The organism is Pseudacidovorax sp. RU35E (assembly GCF_900156165.1).
Classification (GTDB): domain Bacteria; phylum Pseudomonadota; class Gammaproteobacteria; order Burkholderiales; family Burkholderiaceae_C; genus Xenophilus.
Window position 1 is genome coordinate 324,691 of sequence record NZ_FTMY01000002.1, and the last position, 22,066, is coordinate 346,756.

General features: G+C 70.7%; 17 protein-coding genes. 10 read left to right on the forward strand and 7 right to left on the reverse strand.

Going from position 1 to position 22,066, the window contains the following annotated elements:
- Positions 1-2 precede the first annotated feature (2 nt).
- The gene (locus BXA03_RS04415; RefSeq protein ID WP_076504283.1) at positions 3-6,284 is read left to right on the forward strand and encodes an alkaline phosphatase D family protein; all 6,282 of its coding nucleotides are present in this window, start codon (positions 3-5) and stop codon (positions 6,282-6,284) included.
- Between the two features lie 118 nt (positions 6,285-6,402).
- Here BXA03_RS04415 and pobA read toward each other — a convergent pair whose 3' ends face one another.
- Positions 6,403-7,584, reverse strand: coding sequence for a 4-hydroxybenzoate 3-monooxygenase (gene pobA, locus BXA03_RS04420; protein WP_076504845.1), 1,182 nt, complete (start codon positions 7,582-7,584; stop codon positions 6,403-6,405).
- A gap of 151 nt (positions 7,585-7,735) precedes the next feature.
- Here pobA and BXA03_RS04425 point away from each other — a divergent pair, with 151 nt between their 5' ends.
- Together BXA03_RS04425 and BXA03_RS04430 are read left to right on the forward strand one after the other, a co-directional pair.
- Positions 7,736-8,506, forward strand: coding sequence for an IclR family transcriptional regulator domain-containing protein (locus tag BXA03_RS04425; RefSeq protein WP_076504286.1), 771 nt, complete (start codon positions 7,736-7,738; stop codon positions 8,504-8,506).
- A gap of 72 nt (positions 8,507-8,578) precedes the next feature.
- Entirely contained in the window at positions 8,579-8,815 is a 237-nt protein-coding gene (locus BXA03_RS04430; protein WP_076504289.1) for a hypothetical protein, read from the forward strand.
- A gap of 42 nt (positions 8,816-8,857) precedes the next feature.
- On the opposite strand, the gene BXA03_RS04435 is transcribed toward BXA03_RS04430, so the two are convergent.
- Positions 8,858-9,841, reverse strand: coding sequence for a threo-3-hydroxy-L-aspartate ammonia-lyase (locus BXA03_RS04435; protein WP_200803330.1), 984 nt, complete (start codon positions 9,839-9,841; stop codon positions 8,858-8,860).
- 150 nt (positions 9,842-9,991) lie between these two features.
- On the opposite strand from BXA03_RS04435, the gene BXA03_RS04440 reads away from it, so the two are divergent.
- The 4 genes from BXA03_RS04440 to BXA03_RS04455 all read left to right on the forward strand — a co-directional run bounded on the left by BXA03_RS04440 (position 9,992) and on the right by BXA03_RS04455 (position 13,993).
- Positions 9,992-11,458, forward strand: a complete 1,467-nt coding sequence (locus tag BXA03_RS04440; RefSeq protein WP_076504292.1) for a cobyric acid synthase — start codon at positions 9,992-9,994, stop codon at positions 11,456-11,458.
- 90 nt (positions 11,459-11,548) lie between these two features.
- Positions 11,549-12,616 (forward strand): nicotinate-nucleotide--dimethylbenzimidazole phosphoribosyltransferase, encoded by a 1,068-nt coding sequence (cobT, locus tag BXA03_RS04445; protein WP_076504295.1) that lies wholly within the window; start codon positions 11,549-11,551, stop codon positions 12,614-12,616.
- 7 nt (positions 12,617-12,623) lie between these two features.
- On the forward strand, positions 12,624-13,421 hold the full coding sequence (gene cobS / locus BXA03_RS04450) for an adenosylcobinamide-GDP ribazoletransferase (protein ID WP_076504298.1): 798 nt from the start codon (positions 12,624-12,626) through the stop codon (positions 13,419-13,421).
- A 14-nt stretch (positions 13,422-13,435) separates the two neighbouring features.
- Positions 13,436-13,993, forward strand: a complete 558-nt coding sequence (locus BXA03_RS04455) for a histidine phosphatase family protein (protein WP_076504850.1) — start codon at positions 13,436-13,438, stop codon at positions 13,991-13,993.
- A gap of 10 nt (positions 13,994-14,003) precedes the next feature.
- Here BXA03_RS04455 and BXA03_RS04460 read toward each other — a convergent pair whose 3' ends face one another.
- The 4 genes from BXA03_RS04460 to BXA03_RS04475 all read right to left on the reverse strand — a co-directional run bounded on the left by BXA03_RS04460 (position 14,004) and on the right by BXA03_RS04475 (position 16,865).
- Positions 14,004-14,525 (reverse strand): nucleoside deaminase, encoded by a 522-nt coding sequence (locus tag BXA03_RS04460; RefSeq protein WP_076504299.1) that lies wholly within the window; start codon positions 14,523-14,525, stop codon positions 14,004-14,006.
- The gene (locus BXA03_RS04465) at positions 14,522-15,277 is read right to left on the reverse strand and encodes an alpha/beta fold hydrolase (protein WP_076504302.1); all 756 of its coding nucleotides are present in this window, start codon (positions 15,275-15,277) and stop codon (positions 14,522-14,524) included. Before BXA03_RS04465 ends, BXA03_RS04460 begins: the two co-directional genes overlap by 4 nt.
- A 71-nt stretch (positions 15,278-15,348) precedes the next feature.
- Positions 15,349-15,996: an endonuclease III gene (gene nth, locus BXA03_RS04470; RefSeq protein WP_076504304.1), complete on the reverse strand. Its 648-nt coding sequence runs from the start codon at positions 15,994-15,996 to the stop codon at positions 15,349-15,351.
- A 44-nt stretch (positions 15,997-16,040) separates the two neighbouring features.
- Positions 16,041-16,865: a ferritin-like domain-containing protein gene (locus BXA03_RS04475; RefSeq protein ID WP_076504306.1), complete on the reverse strand. Its 825-nt coding sequence runs from the start codon at positions 16,863-16,865 to the stop codon at positions 16,041-16,043.
- A 293-nt stretch (positions 16,866-17,158) separates the two neighbouring features.
- Between BXA03_RS04475 and alaS the strand changes: the two genes are divergently transcribed.
- Complete coding sequence (alaS, locus tag BXA03_RS04480; RefSeq protein ID WP_076504308.1) at positions 17,159-19,783, forward strand: alanine--tRNA ligase; 2,625 nt, start codon at positions 17,159-17,161, stop codon at positions 19,781-19,783.
- Between the two features lie 43 nt (positions 19,784-19,826).
- A complete protein-coding gene (locus BXA03_RS04485) occupies positions 19,827-20,864 on the forward strand; it encodes a 2-dehydropantoate 2-reductase (protein ID WP_076504310.1) in 1,038 nt (345 codons plus the stop codon).
- A gap of 6 nt (positions 20,865-20,870) precedes the next feature.
- Here BXA03_RS04485 and BXA03_RS04490 read toward each other — a convergent pair whose 3' ends face one another.
- Positions 20,871-21,470 carry a TetR/AcrR family transcriptional regulator gene (locus tag BXA03_RS04490; RefSeq protein WP_076504312.1) on the reverse strand — a complete coding sequence of 200 codons (600 nt, stop codon included), beginning with the start codon at positions 21,468-21,470 and terminating at the stop codon, positions 20,871-20,873.
- A gap of 112 nt (positions 21,471-21,582) precedes the next feature.
- On the opposite strand from BXA03_RS04490, the gene BXA03_RS04495 reads away from it, so the two are divergent.
- Positions 21,583-22,053, forward strand: coding sequence for a nuclear transport factor 2 family protein (locus BXA03_RS04495; protein WP_076504314.1), 471 nt, complete (start codon positions 21,583-21,585; stop codon positions 22,051-22,053).
- Positions 22,054-22,066 lie beyond the last annotated feature (13 nt).

Sequence of the window (22,066 nt, forward strand, 5' to 3'; positions counted from 1 at the left end):
CGATGCAGTGGCTTTCCGACAACCTGGAGGCGCTGCTCCAAGCGCCCGATGACCAGCGGTGTTCCGATGTCGTGGTGGTGGGCTCGGGCTACGGCGGCTCGGTCGCCGCCCTGCGAATGGCCGATGCCGGCCTGAAGGTCTGCATGCTCGAGCGCGGCCAGGAGTACGTCGCGGGCGAGTTTCCGAGCGACCTGGGCGACGTGGGCAAGCATGTGCGAGCCCAGTGGCAAGGGCCGGCAGGGGTGCAGAGTGCGGGCTACGAAGAGGCCCTCTTCGACTTCCGGGTGGGGCAGGGCGCTGCAGCCCTGGTGGGCAATGGCCTGGGGGGAGGCAGCCTCATCAACGCGGGTGTGGGCTTGCAGCCCGATGCCGAGGTGTTCCAGGCCGAGCCCTGGCCGACCGCGATCCGTCGCACCAACCTTGGCCCCTGGTTCGACGAGGCCCGCCGCATGCTGGAGCTGTCGGATCCGGCCGACCCGATGCGGGTCTTCGACATGCGGTCCACGCGCAAGTACCAGTCCTTGCAGGCCCTGCACGAACGACTGCCGAGCCGGATGCCTACGCCGGACACGGCGACGGTGGGGGCGGTGTTCGAGGAAGTGCCAGTGGCCGTGTGCCTGCACCCGTGGCAACTGGACGCGGACGGCGGCGCGCTGGGGCCACGTTCGGCCTGCATCGGCTGCGGCAACTGCGTCAGCGGGTGCAACGAGGACGCCAAGCTCAGCCTGACCAAGACCTACCTGCCGGCGGCGCGTCGGGCTGGTGCGCGCCTCTTCACCGGCGCGACGGTGCTGAGCGTCCATCGGGACGACGGGCATCGCTTCCCGTGGGCGCTGCGGATCGTGCGCACGGCCGAGCGCGCGCTGTACGAGGGCCTGCGCGCGGATGTCGCGGCCGCCATGCCCACGCAGTGGGTCCATGTCCTGCGGGCGCGCCATGTGGTGCTGGCCGCAGGCACCTTCGGCAGCACCGAGATCCTGCTGCGCTCCCGCGTGGCGCAGACCGATGCCGACGGACTTCGCTGGCATGGCCTTTCCACCAGCGAGCGCCTGGGCGAGCGCGTCTCCGGCAATGGCGACGACGTCGCCTGCATCGCGGAGCTGGAGGCGCCCGCCAACGCCCTGGGCGAGACATCCGCCGGGCCGAACGACGAGCCGACGGGGCCGACCATCTCGGCCATGATCCGCTTTCGCGACGGCGGGGACGCGCGTCGTTCCACGCTGGTGCAGGACGGCGGCGTACCCGGCCTGCTGGGTCCGGTGTTCCAGGAACTGATCCAGACCCTGACCACCGTGGCCCGACTGGACGACCCGGCGGCGCCACCAGCCGACGGCTCGGACGATCTCGCACCGCAACCGCAGGTGCGCACTCATTCGCTCACCCTGCTCGGCATGGGGCACGACGACAGTCCCGCGCGGATCGAACTCGATGCGCAGGGCGACCGGGTGCGCTGGCTCTGGCCCCGACCGGAGCAGGCGGAGGCGCCGCCGCTGCACCGGGCGCGCGTGCAGGCGGGCACGGGCGGCCGCCATGGACGCTACCTGCGCAACCCCGGCAGTGGCATCCTCCCCGACACCCTGAGCAGCCTGATGAGCGGCCCCGACATGGGCCAGGTGCTGGCCACGGTCCATCCGCTGGGTGGATGCGCGATGGCCGACGATGCGACGCAGGGTGTGTGCAACCATGTCGGCCAGGTCTTCCGCGGTGCGGGCGGCACCGACGTCCACGAGGGCCTGTACGTCATGGACGGCTCGGTGATTCCCACCTCGCTGGGCGTCAATCCGATGCTCACGATCACGGCCCTGGCCGAGAGAAGCTGCGCCGAGCTCATCGCGCGGGAGCAGGCCGCGGGAGGCGCCCGCGCGCCGGTGCCGTCCACCGCCACCCGCCGGCCGCTTCCGCCGCCCCTGGACCCTGCGCCCCGACCGACGAGCACTGCGGGCGCCGTGCCGGCCGGCGCATCGCTGCGCGAGGTGCTGCGGGGTCCGGTGGCGGTGGATACGGCGCTGCAGCTGTGCGGGCCCCTGCCATCGGGCATGGCCGCGTCAGAGCATGCCGCATCGCTCTTCGTGAAGATGGAGGTGGCGGACTGGGCCGCGTTTCTCGCCGATCCCCGCCACCGTGCGCCGGTGCAGCCATCGTGGACGACGAAGCCCAAGACCTACGAGGCGGCGCGCCTGCGCCTCAAGCTCGAAGGACGGGCCGAGCGCACCTTGTGGGTGGAGCAGGGCCATGCGGACCTCTATGCGCGTCGAGCCGAGCCCTGGCCCGTGCATGCCGGCCGCTTCGTGCGGTTGGGCCTGACCTACACGATCAACCGCTGGTGGCCAGACCGGGGCAGGACGCCTGGGCAGAGCGGCGGGTGGCGCCCCTCGAGGCTGTGGCGGACGGCCAAGCTGCTGCGCAGCACGCTGACGATGTTGTGGCAGGCGGCCGAGGTGCGCGTCTTCGACTACCGGCTGGTGCTGCGCATGCAGGAGGCGCCCGACCAGCCGCTGTACCTCCAGGGCACCAAGGTCATCGACGGTGCGGCCTCGGGCGAGGCCCTGCGGCACTGGCTGGCTGAGCGGGTGAAGCACGGCGGCTGGCCGGCGGTGGAGCGGCTCAGCATCTGGAGCCAGCTGGGCGAACTGCCGGTTTCGCTCACCGATGCGCCGGATGGCGCGGGCCGCGTCCTCCTGCAGGGCCGCTTGCGCATGGACCTGCCCGACATCGCCCGCAACCTGCTGCCGCAGCTGCATGCGGGCCGCGACAGCCTGACGGCGACCATGGCGGCGCTGGGCTATCCGCTGCTGCTGGCGCGCGGCCTGCTGCGCACGCGCTTTCTGGACTTCCGGGCGCCTGACTATGCCGAGCGCACCGTCCCGAAACTGCAGGACGAGGGCAAGGATCCGCCGGCGTACCGGCGCGCCAGGGACGAGCGGGTCTGGCTGCGCTTTCCCGAGGGCTGGGAGCACCTGGGCTTTCCGCCTTTGCACCGGCGCGCCCACCCCGACAAGGCGCCGTGCCCGCCGATCCGCCTGCAGGTGCGGGCGCGTCTGGACGATCCGGCCGCCTCGCCCGTGGAACTGGCGCTCGTGCGCTACCGGCAGGACGACCTGCACGTCCAGCCACGCGATGCCCAGGGTGCCCGGCGCGTGCGTGCGCTGCTGATGATGAATGGCTTCGCGCAGTCCACCTTGCCCTTCGTCGAGCCTCTGATGCACAGCGACAGCCTCGCCGCGCGTCTCTATGACGAGGGCTGGGACCTCTGGCTGCTCGAGTACCGGGTGAGCCCGCTGCTCGAAGCCTCCGCCCGCTTCGCGACCATGGACGACATCGCCGCCTTCGACATCCCGGCGGCCGTGGCGCGCATCTGCGAAGAGCTGGGCGAGCAACTGGGCATGCCGCCCGAGCTCGTGCGCATCCACGCCTTCAGCCACTGCGTGGGCGCGGCGTCGCTTGCCATGTCGCTGGCGGGCGGTCACCTCGCCATCGCGCATCCGGACGGGGGCGAGGACAAGATCCATCGTCTGGCCGGCGTGGTCTTCTCGCAGTTCCAGCCCTACGTCATCGGCTCCAACTCTGCGCAGCAGCGCCTGCAGCTGGGCGCTTTCATGAACAACGTGCTGGGGCGCGAGTACCTGGAGTTCGCGGCGGGCGTGGGCACGCCGGACGTTCTGCATGGCCTGCTCGACCGTGTGTTCGCCACCATGCCCCATCCCGACCTGCCCTGCGTGCCTCGCGGCGAGGCCTGCCCGCACCAGGACGCGGGTTGCCCCCACGGGGCGCGCTGTCCGCACAAGACGCAGGCCTGTCCGCATGAATCGGACCTCCGCCTGCACCAGCCCGACACCACCACCTGCAAGCGCATGTCCGGACTGCTCAGTCCGCTGTTCGATCACGGGCGATTGGGCGAGACCTACCACGCGCGGCTGGACATGTACTTCGGGCGGACCAATCTCGGCGTCTTCCTGCATGGCGCCAAGTGCGTGGAACATGAGCGGCTGGTGGACAACGATGGCCGCGACTACCTCTCCGACGACAAGGTGCGCCAGTACCTCGACATGCCGATCATGCTGATGCATGGCAGCGACAACCAGCTCTTCGACATCGGCTCGCTGGCACGCAGCGCGGACCAGCTGCGCCGCGTCTTCGGAGAGGAGGGGCCCGTGGACCCGTCCGCCACGACCATGCCCCGCGTCACAGCGCATCGGCTTCCCGGCTTCGCGCATTTCGACTGCACGATCGGCCGCGCGGCGGCGCAGGAGGTCTTTCCCCGCATCGCGCGTTTCCTGGCCGACGCCTGGGACCGGCCCCTCGCTCAGCCCCCGGTGCGACGCCATGTCGAAGCCCGACTGCCCGCCACCGGCCCGCTGATGGGCTGGGTGCGGCCGGATGAAGACGGGGGCACCGTGGTCCGCGTCTGGGCGGAGTTCGGCCGCCGCTACAGCGGACTGCTGGTGGGCGGCCTGACCACGGCACAAGGAATGCGCGATGGGAAACCCTGGCGCCTGGACCAGGCCTGGCCCACGCGCACCGTGGTCCTGCGCACGCAGCCGGGTGCCGACGCGCCGCCGGGCACGGCCTACCCGCTCAGCATCCTGGTGGCCGACGTGGTGCTGCCCGTGGATGTGACCGAGGCGCACATCGACGTCTTCGGGCTCTACACCTTCGACGGTGGCGCAGCAGCTGGCGCCGGAATGCTGCTTGGGCAGGCGGCGCCGGCGGCCGATGCGCTGGCGGATGCAGGCAGGCGGTGGGACCTGGAGGCGCGTGAGCTCGCCCAGGCCCGGCTCGACTTCGAAGCCATCACCAGCCAGGGCGCCGGCGTGGTCGAGCCGGCGCAGGGCGCGACCGTGGACCGCGGCCCCGTCGGCATGGCGCGCCCTGCGCCCGGCGACGTCGACCCGCCGTCGGCGAAGACGCCTCGCCGCCTGATGCCCAGAGTGGCCCGCGTGGCGCTCCCGCCGGAAGGCGCCGACGCCGACGACAGCCCGTTCGGCAAGGACCACCTGATCGGACCGGTGAGCGGACAGGGCGCGGTCTTGGACCAGGACTTCGTGGAGGCGTTGATCGACCGCCTGTCGGCGGAGCTCACACGGCGCTCCAGCGCCGCACGCAGCGCCGATCCCGCGACGCTGTCGCGTGTGGCCCGCGAGCTCGCCACGTTGGCGCAGGCCCGGGTGCAGGTGGCCGACGCCCTGCGCCGTCCTGACGACATCGACACCACCTTCTATGCCGCGGCCTGCCGGCATCCGGGCATCTCGGGTTTCGAGACCGCGCGTTCGGACGGCAGCCTTGCGGCCCTGACGGCCGCACATGCCGCGTCGGGAGAGGCTCGCTTCATGGCCATGCTGGGCGACCAGGTCTATGCCGATGCGCGGGCCGGCCTGTTCGACACGGCTTCCGAGCTGGAGCGCATCCTGCCGCGCTACCGCGACGCCCTGGGCTCTCCCGGCTTTCGTGCGCTGGCCGAACGTCTGCCGCTCTACATGGTGCTGGACGACCATGAGATCGTGGACAACTGGACGCGTGAGCAGCTGGATCTTGGCCGCAACGGTCTGTGGCGTGCCAGCACGGCGCGCACGGCGTACCGCGCCTTCCAGCGCGCGCATGGACCCGATCCCTTCCTGGGCGAGCTCGGGGCCACGGACGACCTGCAGCACCATGGGGCCTTCCGGTGCGGCGGCGTGTCGGCCTTCCTGCTCGATACCCGCACGGCGCGCCGCCTGGGCACGCGGGCCATCCTGTCGACCACCGCCTGGTCACTGCTCGAGAAGTGGCTCTGCGCGCAGCAGCGCGAGCGGGGCGATGCGCCCAAGTGGGTGATGTCCGGCTCGGTGATCGCGCCGGGCCTGCGCGAATCCGCAGGTCGTCCTTCGCCCCGCCAATCGGACAGCTGGCAGATGTCGCCCAGCGACCGGCAGCGATTCTTCGATCTGCTGGTGCGCCACCGGATCCAGAACGTGGTCCTGCTGTCCAGCGACTATCACTGCAGCGCTGTGGCCCGGCTCGAGATCGGCCCCGCGCTGCGCGGCTTGGCCATCGTCGCGCCGCCGCTTCACGCACCCATGCGCTTCGCCAATTCGCTCGCGCAGACCGTGATGGCGGACGAGCGGTTGCCGATCGGCGAGGGGCTGCAGGTGAGGGTGACGGGGCTGGGTGCCTGGGACGGTGAGGGCTGGCTGTCCGTGCTCCAACGGCAGTCGGATGGCAGGCGCTGGCGGGTGTCGCTGGACTTCCAGCTGCGCGGGCTGGAAGAACGGACCCATATGCCGCACACGCTGGACGTCGACCTGTGAGCGTCCATCCCTGTGCAGCGGCGGCCTCAAGGCGGGCCGCCGATCACCGTCCGCCATTCGCGCAGGGTGTCGCCCCGCCTTCGTAGGGCAGGCGGCCGGCAGCCGCAGTGCCGAAGACTCAGAACGATTCCAGCGGCAGCCCGACGTAGTTCTCGGACAGCGAGGTCGAGGCGGCCGGCGAGTGCACCAGATAGTCCAGCTCGGCCTCCTGGATCTTCTGCCCGAAATCGCCCGTGTCCGGGAAGCGATGCATCAGCGAGGTGAACCACCACGAGAAGCGCTCGGCCTTCCAGATGCGGCGCAGGCACAGGTCCGAATAGCGGTCCAAGGCGCTGCTGCTGCGCTCGCCGTAGTAGCGCTCGAGCGCCTGGTACAGGTAGCCCACATCCGAGGCCGCGAGGTTCAGGCCCTTGGCGCCGGTGGGCGGCACGATGTGCGCCGCGTCGCCGGCCAGGAAGAGCCGGCCGAAGCGCATCGGCTCGGCCACGAAGCTGCGCAGCGGGGCGATGCTCTTCTCCAGCGCGGGGCCGGTCACAAGGCGCTCGCGGCCCTCGGGGTCCAGGCGCAGGCGCAGTTCGTTCCAGAACGCGTCGTCGCTCCAGTTCTCGACCTTTTCCTCCACCGGCACCTGCACGTAGTAGCGGCTGCGGGTGCGGCTGCGCATGCTGCACAGGGCGAAGCCGCGCGGCGTGTTGCAGTAGATGAGTTCATCGGACACTGGCGGCACGTCCGCCAGCATGCCCAGCCAGCCGAAGGGATAGACCTTCTCATAGAGCTTGACCGCGCCGGCCGGCACGCTGGCGCGACTGACGCCGTGGTAGCCGTCGCAGCCTGCGATGAAGTCGCACTCGATTTCGTGCGTGGCGCCGTCCTTCTCGTAGCGAACGCGTGGACGTTCGCCGTCGAAGTCGTGCAGGCTGACGTTGGCGGCACCGTAGACGGTGGTCAGGCCCGCGGCGGCGCGCGCCTCCATCAGGTCGCGCGTGACCTCGGTCTGGCCGTAGACCATGACCTGCCGGCCGTTCGTGTGGGCATGCATGTCGATGCGGTGCCGCTGGCCCTGGAACAGCAGCTCGATGCCGTGGTGCGGCAGCCCTTCGGCATGGGCGCGGGCGTCGACTCCGGCCTTCTTGAGCAGGTCCATCGTGACCTGTTCCAGCACGCCGGCGCGGATGCGGCCGAGCACGTAGTCGCCGGTCTGGCGTTCGACGATCACGTTGTCGATGCCGGCCACGTGGAGCAGTTGGCCGAGCAGCAGGCCGGCGGGGCCGGCACCGATGATGGCGACTTGGGTACGCATGCGGAAAGTCTCCTGATTCGAGGGCAAGAAGGAATGGCTGCAAGCGTAGGAAAAGTCGGCCCCCTTGCGGGCCCCGGCAAGGTCGTCCGGCGCGATCATTCGTCGTGTTGCGCGATGATCGCGCATCATTGCGGATGCACGGAGCCGATTCATGACCATCGCCAGGGCGGATTTCATCGAGGGCTTGGCCAAGGGCCTGGCGGTGCTGGAGAGCTTCGACACCGAGCGCCAGCGCCTCAACGCGACGCTGGCGGCCCAGCGCGCCGGGCTGACGCGGGCAGCGGCGCGGCGCCATCTGCTGACCCTGGCGCACCTGGGCTATCTGGAAACCGACGGCAGCTATTTCTGGATGGCGCCGCGGGTGCTGCGTTTTTCTGGCAGCTACCTGGCCTCGTCGCGGCTGCCGCGTGCGCTGCAGCCCACGCTCAACCGGCTGTCGGCGCAGACCGGCGAATCCTTTTCGGCCGTCGTGCTGGACGGCGAGGAGGTGGTCATCGTCGCGCGCAGCGGCAGCTACGGCGCACCGTCGCGCGTGCTGGCCTATGGCCTGCATTTGGGCGCCCGGCTGCCGGCGCATGCCACGTCGACCGGCCAGTTGCTGCTGGCAGCCTTGCCGTCGCCCGCGCTCACCACCTGGCTCAAGGGGCGCAACCTGGCGCGACTGACGCCGCACACCCTGACCCGCGCCGCGGAACTGCGGCGCCGGCTGGCACAGATCCGGAAGGACGACTACGCCCTGGCCAGCGAAGAGCACGAGCTCGGTGTCCAGGCCCTGGCCGTACCGTTGCGCGACATGCAGGGTCGTACGGTCGCCGCCCTCAACCTCGTGCTGTCGGGTGCGCCACAGTCGCCGCAGGCGCTGGAACGGACCATGCTGCCCCTGCTGACCGAGGCCGCGCGAGAACTCCGCGCGCTGCTCTGAGAAATCAAAAATTCACTTTGTGTGAATTTGTTGCATAGCGGCAACCTTTGGTTCGGCCGAACATTTCGGCCCATGACGCTGTCCCTTCTCCACCGCCTTGCCGCCACGCAACTGCCTGTGTCGCTGACGGGCGGCGCCGACGTCGACGCCGTACGCATGCTGGCCCTGGCCGGCCATGTGCAGGCCGTGATTCCTCGTCCCGTGCGCACCCTCACAGGCCATCACCAGCCGCCCGCCACCGTCTCTGGCATCACGCCCCTGGGGCGACAGATGATCGAGCGCTTTCCGCGCGAAGCCGCCGTCGCCTGAATTGAATGACCAGGGGCCGCCGGCCCCCGCCGGTCGACCCGCTCAGCGCGCGGCGGCCGGCTCCGCGATCAGCGCGCAGAAGCGCGCCATGTCCACATTGCCGCCGCTCAGGATGACGCCCACGCGCTGGCCGCGCAGCGACGCCTTCATGGCGCGCGCCGCGGCGAAGGCCAGGCAGCCGGTGGGCTCGACCACCAGCTTCATGCGCGTGAAGAAGAAGCGCATGGCCTCGATCAGCTGCGCATCGGTGGCGGTGAGGATGTCCTGGACGTCGCGGCGGATGATGGCGAAGGTGTAGGCGCCCAGGTGCTGCGTCTGCGCGCCGTCGGCGATGGTGCGCGGCGTGTCGATGTGCACGATGCGGCCGGCGCGCAGGGACTGCTGGCCGTCGTTGCCGGCCTCGGGCTCCACGCCATACACCTTGCACTGCGGCGACAGCGCCCGCGCCGCGAGCGCCGAGCCCGACAGCAGCCCGCCGCCGCCCAGGCAGACGAAGAGCGCGTCGAGCGGGCCCGTGTCCTCGATCAGCTCCTTGACCGCCGTGCCCTGGCCCGCCAGCACGTCCGGGTGGTCGTAGGGCGGGATCAGCGTCATGCCGCGCTCCTCGGACAGGCTGCGGGCGAGCTGCTCGCGGTCCTGCGTGTAGCGGTCGTAGGTGATGACCTCGCCGCCGTAGCCGCGGGTGGCGGCGATCTTGGCGGCCGGGGCGTCCTCCGGCATCAGGATGGCGGCCGGCATGCCCAGCTCGCGCGCGGCCAGCGCCACCGCCTGCGCATGGTTGCCCGAGGAGAAGGCGGCCACGCCTGCGCGGCGCTGCGCCGCGTCCAGCTTGGCCAAAGCATTGAATGCGCCGCGGAACTTGAAGGCGCCCATGCGTTGCAGGTTCTCGCACTTGAAGAAGACCTCGGCGCCGAATTCCTCGTCGGCCGTGCGCGAGCGCATCACGGGCGTGCGGTGGGCATGGCCGTCGAGCCGCGCGGCCGCAGCGGCCACGTCGTCGTAGGTGGGGAGGGTCAGGTCGGTCATGCGGCGGAGCATGCCATGCGCCGCAGGCCGCGGACCGGAACAGTTGGGGGCCCGTCGTGGCACAACAGCCTGCAGCTATGATTTTTCGATGCCCTGCGCCTGCCACCGACTACATTCCCGAACCTTCCCTTCGAACGGCGCGCCCCGCTGATGGCCGCCCGTTGCGTGATGGTCCTCGGCACCACCAGCGGTGCCGGAAAGAGCTGGCTGGCGACGGCGTTGTGCCGCTGGTATGCGCGGCAGGGCCTGCGGGTGGCGCCCTTCAAGGCGCAGAACATGAGCAACAACGCCCGCGTGGTGCCGGCCCCCCATGACGCGGACCTGGGCGGCGAGATCGGCAGTGCCCAGTACTTTCAGGCCCTGGCCGCGCGTGCAGTGCCCGACGTGCGCATGAACCCGCTGCTGCTCAAGCCCGAGCGCGATACCGCCAGCCAGGTGATCCTGATGGGCGAGGTGCACGACGCGCTGACCCGTACGCCCTGGCGCGAACGCAGCGCCGCCGTGTGGCCCCGCATCGCCGAAGCCTTCGACAGCCTGGCCGCCGACCACGACGTGGTGGTGCTCGAAGGCGCCGGCTCCCCCGCCGAGATCAACCTGATGGCCAGCGACATCGTCAACCTGCGCATGGCCCGCCATGCCGATGCGCGCTGCCTGCTGGTCACCGACATCGACCGTGGCGGCGCCTTCGCCCATCTCTACGGGACCTGGGCATTGATGCCCGAAGCCGACCGCGCACGTCTGGCGGGCTTCGTGCTCAACCGCTTCCGCGGCGACGCATCGCTGCTGGCGCCCGGGCCCGAGCAGTTGCAGGGCCTGACCGGCGTGCCCACCGTCGCCACGCTGCCCATGTGGTGGCAGCACGGCCTGCCGGAGGAAGACGGCGTGTTCGACGACCGGCCGAGCGGCGACCGTGCACCCGGCGGTCTCACGGTCGCCGTGGTCGCCTATCCGCGCATCAGCAACCTCGACGAATTCCAGCCGCTCAAGAAGGTGCCGGGCCTGCGGCTCGTCTGGGCCCGAACGCCCGAGGCGCTGGCCGGCGCCGACTGGATCGTGCTGCCCGGCTCCAAGGCCACCGCCAGCGACCTGGCCTGGCTGCGCGCGCAGGGCCTGGACCGCGCCATCGCCGCGCATGCCGCGGCGGGCGGCCGGGTGCTGGGCATCTGCGGCGGCCTGCAGATGCTGGGCGAGGCCCTGGTCGATCCGCATGGCATCGACGGCAATGGGCCCGGCCTGGGCCTGCTGCCGCTGGTCACGGTGTTCGCGCGCGAGAAGACCGTGCGCCTGCGCCGCACCCGCTTCGAGGCCGTGAGCGGTCCGTGGTCCGCGCTGGCGCAGGTACCGCTGTCAGGCTACGAGATCCACCACGGCCAGACCGGCGTGCATCCGCAACTGGCGGCCCAGGGCCGGGCCGTTCTGCCGGACGGGCTCGGCTGGCAGAACACCGCGGGCAATGTGCTGGGCCTCTATCTGCACGGCCTGTTCGAGGACCCGGACGTGGTGCGCGCGCTGTTCGGCGCGCAGGTGCCCACGCTCGATGCCACCTTCGACGGCTTGGCCGACTACATCGACCGACACTTCGCGCCCGGCGTGCTGGCCGGGTTGATCGAGCCCTGAGCCTGCGGGGCAGACCTTTTGGCCACGCACAGCGCCCTGCCTCACACTGACTGACAGACGCCCACGCTGGTCGGCGCCATTGAAACCGACATGACCTTCCCATCAGACTCCTTGCTGCAGGACCTCGACCTGCCCCCCGTCGCCGACCTGCACGACGCTGCCCTGGCAGAACGCCTTCAGGCGGCCATCGACAACAAGACCAAGCCCCTGGGCGCGCTCGGTCGGCTGGAGGCCCTGGCGCTGCGCCTGGGGCTGATCCTGGGCAGCACCGCGCCCGCGCTGCAGCAGCCCCAGGTGCTGGTCTGCGCCGCCGACCATGGCCTCGCGCAGCAGGGCGTGTCGGCCTATCCGGCCGACGTGACCTGGCAGATGGTCCACAACTTCCTGGCCGGCGGCGCGGCCGTCAGCGTGCTCGCCCGTCAGCACGGGCTGGCGCTCACCGTGGTGGACTGCGGCGTGCGCCAGCCCTTCGACGCGGCGACCGGCCTGCTGTCGCGCCGTCTCGGTGCCGGCACGGCCGATGTCTCCCAAGGCCCGGCCATGACCCCGCAGCAATGCGCGCAGGCCCTCGCCAACGGCCGAGAGGTGGTGCGCGGCCTGCCCGGCAATGCGCTGCTGCTCGGGGAGATGGGCATCGGCAACAGCTCGGCCGCCGCGCTGCTGCTGGCGCGGCTGACGGGCGCCGACATCGACGCCTGCACCGGCCCGGGCACCGGCCTCGATGCGGCAGGGCTGGCCCGCAAGCGCACCGTGCTGCGCCAGGTGCTGGCGCTGCATGCGGATGCGCAAGGCCCGCTGGCCGTGCTGTGCGCCTTCGGCGGCTTCGAGATCGCCACATTGGTGGGCGCCGTGCTGCAGGCGGCCGAGGAGCGGCGGGTGATCGTGGTCGACGGCTTCATCGCCAGCGCTGCCGTGCTGGTGGCGCAGGGCCTGCGGCCGCAGGTGGTGCAGCGCTGCGTCGCGGCCCACGGCTCGGCCGAGCCAGGACATGCGCGCCTGCTGCAGGCGCTGGGCCTGCAGCCCTTGCTGGACCTGGGCCTGCGCCTGGGCGAAGGATCGGGCGCCGCGCTGGCCTGGCCGCTGCTCGAATCGGCCTGCCGCATCCTGGGCGAGATGGCCAGCTTCGAATCGGCCGGCGTTTCGCGCCAGTCGGAATGAGGCCCGCATGAACGGCGTGCGGCACTTCCTGCTGGCGCTGCAGTTCTTCACGCGCATCCCGGTCACGGGGCGGCTGGCCGCGTGGGTGGGCTACAGCTCGCAGATGCTGCGGGCGAGCGCTGCGCACTTCCCCGGCGTCGGCTGGGTGGTCGGGCTGATCGCGGCCGTGGTGTTCGCGCTGGGGCTCGCCGGCCTGCGGGGCCCGATGGGCGCGCTGGCTGCCGCCGTGCTGGCCACGGCCGTGACGGTCTGGGCGACCGGCGGCTTTCATGAGGATGGGCTGGCCGATACGGCCGATGGGCTGGGCGGTTCGTCGCAGCGCGAGCGCGCGCTGGAGATCATGAAGGACTCGCGCATCGGCAGCTTCGGCGCGCTGGCGCTGGTGCTGGCGCTGGGACTCAAGGCGGCCCTGCTGGCCACGCTGGCAGAGCAGGGCGCGGCGGCTGCCGTGGCCTCGCTGCTGGCGGCGCATGTGCTGTCGCGGCTGGCGCCGCTGTTCATCATCCGCGCGCTGCCGCATGTGGGAGACAGCGCGACCTCCAAGTCCATGCCGCTGGCCGATGCCTTGCCGGCCGGGGCGCTGATGGTGGGCCTGGCCTGGTCCGTGCCTGCCGCGCTGTTGCTGCTGGCTGCCCAAGGCCTGTTGCACGGGCTCGCAGCGCTGCTGCTGGGCGCAGCCGCGGCGGCGTGGATGTTCCGCCTGCTGCGGCGCCGGCTCGGCGGCTTCACGGGTGACGGCCTGGGGGCTACGCAGCAGCTGGGCGAGCTGGCGATCTACTTCGCGCTGGCATGGCGGCCCTGGTGAGCGGTCCCGATGCCATGACGCCCCCGCTTTGGCTGATGCGGCATGCGCGTGTGCGGGTCGCGCCGGGCCTGTGCTACGGCATCACCGAGGTCGAGGCCGATCCGGTGGCCACGCAGGAGGCCGCGGCGGAGGCGGCGCGGCTGTTGCCAGGTGACGTGGCCGTGCGCTGCTCGCCCGCCCGGCGCTGCCAGGACCTGGCGCGTGCGCTTCACACGCTGCGCCCGGACCTCGCGCCGAGCACCGATCCGCGCCTGGCCGAGATGGACTTCGGCGCCTGGGAGGGTCGGCCGTGGTCCGACATCGGCCGAGAGGCGATGGAGGCGTGGACCCGGGACTTCGGTGAGACGCCTCCGGGCCTGCATGGCGAGAGCGTGCATCGCTTCCTCGACCGCATTGGCGCCGCGTGGGAGGAGTGGCATCGAGCCCGCCGGCCCGAACTCTGGATCACCCATGCCGGCGTGATCCGCGCGGTCGAGCTGCTGGGTCAGGGCCGGCGGCGCATCGCCGCTGCGGCGGACTGGCCGGCCACCCCCGTGGCCTTTGGCCAATGCACCGTGTGGGCAGCGCCCTGAGCCCCGGGGTTCAGCGCCCCGCCCAGAACGCCTTCTGCATCGCCACCGTCTCCTCCGCGATCTCCGGCACCGGCCCGATCAGCTCGACCGCCTTCTGGCAGTGGTCGAACACATAGCGCGAGGACACGCTCATCGTCGGGTTCTCGGCGTGGTCACCCGTGGCCTCGAGCAGCTGGTGCTCGGTCATGCCGAACACCACGCGCCCGATGTTGGCCCAGTAGGCGGTGCCGGCGCACATGCAGCAGGGCTCCACGGCGGTGTAGAGCGTGCAGCTCCACAGGAACTCCGGCGTGAAGTTGGTGGCCGCCACGCGCGCCAGCGTCGACTCGGCATGGTTGACCGTGTCGATGTTGCATTGCTCCAGCAGCACCGTCTCCTGGTCCGGGCCGACCAGGATCGCGCCGAAGGGATGGTGGCCCAGCGCCATGGCGCGCCGCGCCACGTCGTTGGAGCGGCGCAGGTGGCGCAGGATCTGTTCGTGCGTGGGAGCGAGGCCCTGGGGCGGATAGGTCGTCGGCGTGGTGTCGGTCATGGCAGCAGAGCTTCGAGTTCGGGCATCAGCAGGTCGGTGAGGGCCTGCGGGGCGGCCAGCTGCGGCACATGGCCGCAGGGCAGGGTGAGGCGGCGGGCGCCGGGGCTGAGCTGCTGCATGCGCGCCTGCAAGGGGTGGTAGACGGACTGGTCGTCCAGGCATTCCACGTAGAAGCGCGGCACGCGGCCGAAGCGTTCGGCGCTCAGGCGGTTGACCATGGCGCGTCCGCTTTCGGGCTGGGGACGCAGCAACGCCGCGGCCCGTGCGGCGGCAGCGGGCTCGCAGTCGTGCACGAAGCAGCGCAGCGCGCCTTCGGCGGGCACGCTGCTGGCGCTGCGGTCGGCGTTCCATTGCAGCCAGGGTGTGATGCCGGAGAAATCGCGGCCGGGCTGTTCGGCCTGCACCTGCCGCACCAGTTCGCCAAAGCCCATGCCGGAAGGCAACATCATCCCGGCCAGGTAGACCAGTGCGGCCACGCGCTCGGGCAGCGCCTCGGCCACCTGCGAGGCGGTGAGGCCGCCACCGCTGTGGCCCAGCACCACGGCCGGCTCGCCCAGTGCGTCGATCACGCCCGCCACATGGGCGGTGTAGCTGTCGAGGCTGGCGGGCGCATCGCCCAGCGGCGGCCAGCCGTTGCCGGGCAGGTCGACGGCATGCGGCTGCCAGCCGCGTTCGCGCAGCAGCGGCAGCCAGGCGTCGAAGGCCCAGGCGCCTTGCCAGGCGCCGTGGATGAGGACGATGTGACGAGTCAAGGCGGCGGTCGTCGGGTGAAAGGGCGGATGGACGGGCTGGGTGGATCAGCTGGTTGAGAAGGCGCCCGGCGCTACTTCGTGGCGGGCGCTGGCGTCTTCGGCTTGAAGTCGCAGTAGGCCGCGACGGCGCATTCCCAGCAGCGCGGCTTGCGCGCGACGCACACATAGCGGCCGTGCAGGATCAGCCAGTGGTGCGCATGCAGGCGGTATTCGACCGGCACGCGCTTGCCCAGCTTGAGCTCCACTGCCAGCGGCGTCTTGCCCGGCGCCAGGCCCGTGCGGTTGCTGACGCGGAAGATGTGGGTGTCCACCGCGATGGTGGCTTCGCCGAAGGCCACGTTGAGCACCACGTTGGCCGTCTTGCGGCCCACGCCGGGCAGGGCCTCCAGCGCCTCGCGGCTGCGCGGCACCTCGCCGCCGTGCTGCTCCACCAGCATGCGGCAGGTCTCCATCAGGTGGCGGGCCTTGCTGCGGTACAGGCCGATGGTCTTGATGTAGCCCTCCAGGCCTTCGAGGCCCAGGTCCAGGATGGCCTGCGGCGTGTTGGCCACGGGGTAGAGCTTGCGCGTGGCCTTGTTGACGCCCACGTCGGTGGCCTGGGCCGACAGCAGCACGGCCGCCAGCAGCTCGAAGGGGGTGGTGTATTCCAGCTCGGTGGCGGGCGCCGGGTTGGCGGCCTGGAGCGTGGCGAAGAAGGGACCGATGTCGGCGACTTTCATGGGGCGGCGATTATGGGGCGCCGCCCCGCGGCTCGGGCGCAGGGTCAGCGCAGGAAGACCTTCTGCATGAACTGGGCCACCGGCACCTGCATGGCCGCCTGCACGCGGGGTGGCAGCTCCAGCGGACGCATCAGCATCTTGAGGGTGGGGCCCACTTCGAGATTCGTGCGGATCACGCGGTTCAGGTCCTGGCTGACCTTGCGCAGGTACTGCGGATCATGGCCCTGGGCCGGCGCGCGGGCGGGCGCGATGTGGCGGATGGCACAGTCGGCATCCTCGCTCTTGAGCTCCAGCGTGCGGCGGGCCACGGTGCCGAACACGCGCATGCGGCCCAGCCGTTCCTGCGCCCGGTAGCGCCGGTAGTAGCGGTAGAAATGCTTGTAGTGGTTGACCTCGTCGGCCGCGATGCGCGTGGCCAGGTCGTGGAAGACCGGCTCGCGCGTGAACCGGGCCAGCGCCTTGTAGTAGGTGGCGGTGCCGGTCTCGACGACGCAGCGGGCCGACATCTCCAGTCCGCGCGTGGGGGCCAGCAGCTCCACCTTGCAGTAGGTGGCGTATTCGGCCAGGAAGGCGTCGTAGGCCGGCTGCCAGTCGAAGTCGGGCCACACATGCTCGACATAGGCGCGCAGGGCACGTCCATGCTGCAGTTCCTCGGGCTCCCACTGGCTGCGCAGCCAGCCGGCCACCTCGTCGTCGCCCTCGAAATAGTCGATGAGGTTGCGGGTGTAGAGGTCGGAGCCGCTTTCGATGAAGGAGGCGGAGCAGGCGAGATAGAAGAGGGTGTCGTCGCCGCGTGCCTGGTCGATGTCGATGCGTGCGAAGTCGAGGTCGTCGAGTGTCCAGTGCGGTTTGTTGTGCACGTCCGGCATGGGTTCTCCTGGCAGCCGTGGCAGAGGCCACGGTGGTGGTCGCATACCCTATGGTTTTTCCTGATTTTTTTCAGTAGGAAATCGTCACGAGCGGTGGCCTTTTTGCAGGTATCGCGCTGGCATGCTGACGTGAACGTGACCAGCAACTCCCCGGCTCCCTTGCGCCGCGCTGGCCATACCCCCCAAACCTATAATCGAATGTTCTGCGAAATCAGGCACTTGGGCCGGCCATCGGGGCCTGCATCAGGCGCCCCCAAGCCGCGGCGCACCGCGGTACAGAGCGACCACACCACATGAGCCAGCCCACCTTCACGGTTGCGGACATCCGCAAGACCTTCCTCGACTTCTTCGAATCCAAGGGCCACACCGTGGTCGCGTCCAGCCCGCTGGTGCCGGGCAACGACCCGACGCTGATGTTCACCAACTCGGGCATGGTGCAGTTCAAGGACGTGTTCCTGGGCGAGGACAAGCGGCCCTACGTCCGCGCCGCGTCGGTGCAGGCCTGCCTGCGTGCCGGCGGCAAGCACAACGACCTCGAGAACGTGGGCTACACCGCCCGCCACCACACCTTCTTCGAGATGCTGGGCAACTGGAGCTTCGGCGACTACTTCAAGCGCGAGTCGCTGAAGTGGGGCTGGGAGCTGCTGACGCAGGTCTTCAAGCTGCCGGCCGACAAGCTGCTGGCCACCGTCTACATCGACGACGACGAGGCCTACGACATCTGGACGAAGGAAATCGGCCTGCCGCCCGAGCGCGTGATCCGCATCGGCGACAACAAGGGCGGCAAGTACAAGTCCGACAACTTCTGGATGATGGCCGACACCGGCCCCTGCGGCCCCTGCTCGGAGATCTTCTACGACCACGGCGCGCACATTCCCGGCGGCCCCCCGGGCAGCCCCGAGGAAGACGGCGACCGCTTCATCGAGATCTGGAACCACGTGTTCATGCAGTTCGACATGAAGGAAGACGGCAGCGTGGTCAGGCTGCCCGCGCCCTGCGTGGACACCGGCATGGGCCTGGAGCGCCTGGCGGCCATCCTGCAGCACGTGCACAGCAACTACGAGATCGACATCTTCGACGCGCTGATCAAGGCCGCCGCGCGCGAGACCGGCTGCACCGACCTGGCCAACCCCTCGCTCAAGGTCATCGCCGACCACATCCGTGCCACCTCCTTCCTGGTGAGCGACGGCGTGGTGCCCAGCAACGAGGGCCGCGGCTACGTGCAGCGCCGCATCATCCGCCGCGCCATCCGCCACGGCTACAAGCTGGGCCAGAAGAAACCCTTCTTCCACAAGCTGGTGGCCGACCTGGTCGCGCTGATGGGCGCCGCCTACCCGCGCCTGCAGGCCCAGGCCCAGCACATCACCGACACGCTCAAGGCCGAGGAAGAGCGCTTCTACGAGACGCTGGCCCACGGCATGGACATCCTGGACACGGCCCTGGCCGGCGGCCAGAAGACGCTGCCGGGCGAGGTCGCCTTCAAGCTGCACGACACCTACGGCTTCCCGCTCGACCTGACGCAGGACGTCTGCCGCGAGCGTGACGTCACGGTCGACGAGGCCGGCTTCGATGCCGCCATGGAGCGCCAGAAGGCCGCCGGCCGCGCGGCCGGCAAGTTCAAGATGGAGCGCGCCGTCGAATACGCTGGCGCCGGCAACGTCTTCACCGGCTATGAGCACCTGCAGGAGGCCGCCAAGGTGGTCGCGCTGTACCACGAAGGCGCGGCCGTGCAGCAGCTGTCAACCGGCCAGGCCGGCATCGTGGTGCTCGACACCACGCCCTTCTACGCAGAGAGCGGCGGCCAGGTCGGCGACCAGGGCCTGATCACGGCCGAGGGCGTGGTCTTCGGCGTGCAGGACACGCAGAAGATCAAGGCCGACGTGTTCGGCCACCACGGCATGCAGACGCAGGGCACGCTCAAGGTGGGCGATGCGGTGACGGCCGCCGTGGACGGCGAGCGCCGCGCCTCCACCGCCCGCAACCACAGCGTCACCCACCTGATGCACAAGGCCCTGCGCGAAGTGCTGGGCACGCATGTGCAGCAGAAGGGCTCGCTGGTGGATGCCGACAAGACCCGCTTCGACTTCGCCCACAACGCGCCCGTGACCGCCGTGCAGATCACCGAGATCGAGCAGCGCGTCAATGCCGAGGTGCTGGCCAATGCCGCCACGCAGGCCCGCGTGCTGCCGCTGGAAGAAGCGCAGAAGACCGGCGCCATGATGCTGTTCGGCGAGAAGTACGGCGAGACCGTGCGCGTGCTGGACATCGGCACCAGCCGCGAGCTGTGCGGCGGCACCCATGTGCAGCGCACCGGCGACATCGGCCTGTTCAAGATCGTCAGCGAATCGGGCGTCGCCGCCGGCGTGCGCCGCGTCGAGGCCGTCACCGGCCTGAACGCGCTGGCCTACCTGCAGGGCCTGGAAGGCACCGTGCAGAGCGTGGCCGCCACGCTCAAGACGCCCGCCACCGAGGTGCAGCCGCGCCTGGCGCAGGTGCTCGACCAGGTGCGTGCGCTCGAGAAGGAGATCGGTTCGCTCAAGGGCAAGCTGGCCTCCAGCCAGGGCGACGAGCTGGCCGGCTCGGCGGTGGACGTCAAGGGCGTGAAGGTGCTGGCTGCCAAGCTCGATGGCGCCGATGCCAAGACGCTGCGCGACACCATGGACCAGCTCAAGAACAAGCTCAAGAGCGCCATCGTGGTGCTGGCCGCCGTGGACGGTGCGAAGGTGCAGATCGCCGCGGGCGTCACGGCCGACCTGACGGCCAAGGCCAAGGCCGGCGAGCTGGTCAACTTTGTCGCCCAGCAGGTGGGTGGCAAGGGTGGCGGCAAGCCCGACATGGCCATGGCCGGCGGCACCGATGCCGCAGCCGTGCCGCAGGCCCTGGCCTCGGTGCAGGGCTGGGTGGCGGAGCGGGTCTGATCCCAATCCGCGCCGGCGCAGCCGTGTTGCTCGCTCACGCTCGATGAACGTGCCGGTCACCTCCGAGCTGCCTGTGCCGGGCGAGGTGCTGGTCATGGGCGCGGGCGCCGTCGGCTGCTACGTCGGCGGCTGCCTGGCTGCCGCAGGCGTGCCGGTGACCTTCATCGGCCGGCCGCGCGTGATGGAGGCGCTCTCAGCGCACGGGCTCACGCTGACCGATCGCGATGGCGCACGCCGCGCCGTTGCCGCATCCCGATTGCGCCTGTCCCAAGCCGTGGCCTCCGATGCGCGACCGGCCCTGGTGCTTCTCACGGTCAAGGGCGGCGCCACCGCACAGGCGGCGGCCGAACTGGCGGTGAGCCTTCCGGCCGGCACGCCCGTGCTCTCGCTGCAGAACGGCATCGGCAACGACCGCGTGGTGCAAGAGGCCGCGCCTGCGCTGCGCGCCTTGCCGGGCATGGTGCCCTACAACATCGCCGAGCTGGCGCCCGGTGCCTACCACCGCGGTACGCCCGGCCGGCTGGCAGCCCGGGACGAAGCAGCGCTGCGGGCCTGGCTGCCGGTGTTCGAAGCCGCCGGCGTGCCATTGGACCTGCATGCGGACATGGCCGGCGTGCAGTGGGGCAAGCTGCTGCTCAACCTCAACAATCCCGTCAACGCGCTGTCGGGCCTGCCGCTGCGCGATGAGCTGCTGGACCGCGGCTACCGTCGCTGCTTCGCCGCGCTGATCGACGAAGCGCTGGCCGTGCTGCACGCCGCGGGCATCGAGCCTGCGCAGATGACGGCCGTTCCGGCCCGCCGGCTTCCCGGGCTGCTGCGCCTGCCGGACTGGCTGTTCCGCCGCGTGGCGGCGCCGATGCTCAAGGTCGACGCCAAGGCCCGCTCCAGCATGGCCGACGACGTGGCGCTGGGCCGGCGCACCGAGGTCGATGCGCTGTGCGGCGCCGTCGTCCGGTTGGCCCGCGGCCACGGCCTGGATGCGCCGCGCAACGCCCGCATGGTCGCGTTGATGGATGGCGGCTGGCCCGCGCCGCCGCCGCGCCTGGGTTCAGCCAAACTGCGCCAGGCGCTGGCGCTCTGAGGGCGCTCAGCGCCGCGCGACCAGTGCGGACAGCACGGCGCGCAGCGTCGCGACGGCCGCCTGCCGTCCGGCTTCGTCGGTGGCCATCTGCGCCCGCACGATGGCGCCGTCGAAGGCCAGGGCCGCGGCATCGGCCAGCAGGCCCTGCAGCGGCCCTTCCGGCAGCAGTTGCGCGATCACCTGCGTCATCTCGGCCTTGTGCCCCTGCGCCACTGCCACGGCCTCGGGCAGGGCTGGCGCCAGCTCGACCACGGTGTTGATGAAGGCGCAGCCGCGGAAGTCCGGCTGCGCGCACCATTCGTCCAGGACGTCGGCGAGCAGCAGGAGGTGCGCACTGCCGTGCGCGGCCTCGCTGGCGCCATGGCGGCCCAGCGCGTCGATGAACCAGGCCATCCAGCGCGCATGCCGGTGGTCCAGGAAGGCGCGCACCAGTGCGTCCTTGCTCGGAAAGTGCCGGTAGAAGGTGAGCTTGGCCACGCCCGACTCGGCAATCAGCCGGTCGACGCCGGTGGCGCGGATGCCATCGCGGTAGAACAGGTCGTGGGCGGTCGAGAGGATGCGGTCGCGCGCAGGCAACTCGGAATCCTGGGGGGCAGGGGAGGGCATGCCGCCATTGTAGACAGGTCTGTCTACATGCAGTATCGTGCGACCGCCTTTGTAGACAGGTCTGTCTACTGCGGCCATCTTCCACCCTTGCCACCCCAGGAGCCTGACTCTGATGACCGACACCCGCCCACCCCTGCCGCCCTTCACGCTCGAATCCGCCATCCAGAAGGTGCGCGGCGCCGAGGACGCCTGGAACTCCCGCGACGCCGACCGGGTGGCTCAGGTCTATACCGAGGACACGGTGTGGCGCAACCGCACCGAGTTCCCGGTCGGCCGCGAGGCCGCGCGCGCCTTCCTGCAGCGCAAGTGGGCGCGCGAGCTGGACTACCGGCTGATCAAGGGCCTCTGGGCCTTCGGCGGCAACCGCATCGCCGTGCGCTTCGCCTACGAATGGCGCGACGACTCGGGCCACTGGTTCCGCAGCTACGGCAACGAGAACTGGGAGTTCAACGAACAGGGCCTGATGCAGCGGCGATTCGCCAGCATCAACGACCTGCCGATCGCCGAAAGCGACCGGCGCTTCCACTGGCCGCTGGGGCGCCGGCCCGACGACCATCCGGGGCTGGAAGATCTCGGCCTCTGAGAGACACGCCGTG

Bases quoted from the DNA above. Each gene is read 5' to 3' on its own strand.
- BXA03_RS04415 (WP_076504283.1), top strand. From the start codon at position 3: ATGCAGTGGCTTTCCGACAACCTGGAGGCGCTGCTCCAAGCGCCCGAT.
- pobA (WP_076504845.1), bottom strand. From the start codon at position 7,584: ATGCGTACCCAAGTCGCCATCATCGGTGCCGGCCCCGCCGGCCTGCTG.
- BXA03_RS04425 (WP_076504286.1), top strand. From the start codon at position 7,736: ATGACCATCGCCAGGGCGGATTTCATCGAGGGCTTGGCCAAGGGCCTG.
- BXA03_RS04430 (WP_076504289.1), top strand. From the start codon at position 8,579: ATGACGCTGTCCCTTCTCCACCGCCTTGCCGCCACGCAACTGCCTGTG.
- BXA03_RS04435 (WP_200803330.1), bottom strand. From the start codon at position 9,841: ATGACCGACCTGACCCTCCCCACCTACGACGACGTGGCCGCTGCGGCC.
- BXA03_RS04440 (WP_076504292.1), top strand. From the start codon at position 9,992: ATGGCCGCCCGTTGCGTGATGGTCCTCGGCACCACCAGCGGTGCCGGA.
- cobT (WP_076504295.1), top strand. From the start codon at position 11,549: ATGACCTTCCCATCAGACTCCTTGCTGCAGGACCTCGACCTGCCCCCC.
- cobS (WP_076504298.1), top strand. From the start codon at position 12,624: ATGAACGGCGTGCGGCACTTCCTGCTGGCGCTGCAGTTCTTCACGCGC.
- BXA03_RS04455 (WP_076504850.1), top strand. From the start codon at position 13,436: ATGACGCCCCCGCTTTGGCTGATGCGGCATGCGCGTGTGCGGGTCGCG.
- BXA03_RS04460 (WP_076504299.1), bottom strand. From the start codon at position 14,525: ATGACCGACACCACGCCGACGACCTATCCGCCCCAGGGCCTCGCTCCC.
- nth (WP_076504304.1), bottom strand. From the start codon at position 15,996: ATGAAAGTCGCCGACATCGGTCCCTTCTTCGCCACGCTCCAGGCCGCC.
- BXA03_RS04475 (WP_076504306.1), bottom strand. From the start codon at position 16,865: ATGCCGGACGTGCACAACAAACCGCACTGGACACTCGACGACCTCGAC.
- alaS (WP_076504308.1), top strand. From the start codon at position 17,159: ATGAGCCAGCCCACCTTCACGGTTGCGGACATCCGCAAGACCTTCCTC.
- BXA03_RS04485 (WP_076504310.1), top strand. From the start codon at position 19,827: ATGAACGTGCCGGTCACCTCCGAGCTGCCTGTGCCGGGCGAGGTGCTG.
- BXA03_RS04490 (WP_076504312.1), bottom strand. From the start codon at position 21,470: ATGCCCTCCCCTGCCCCCCAGGATTCCGAGTTGCCTGCGCGCGACCGC.
- BXA03_RS04495 (WP_076504314.1), top strand. From the start codon at position 21,583: ATGACCGACACCCGCCCACCCCTGCCGCCCTTCACGCTCGAATCCGCC.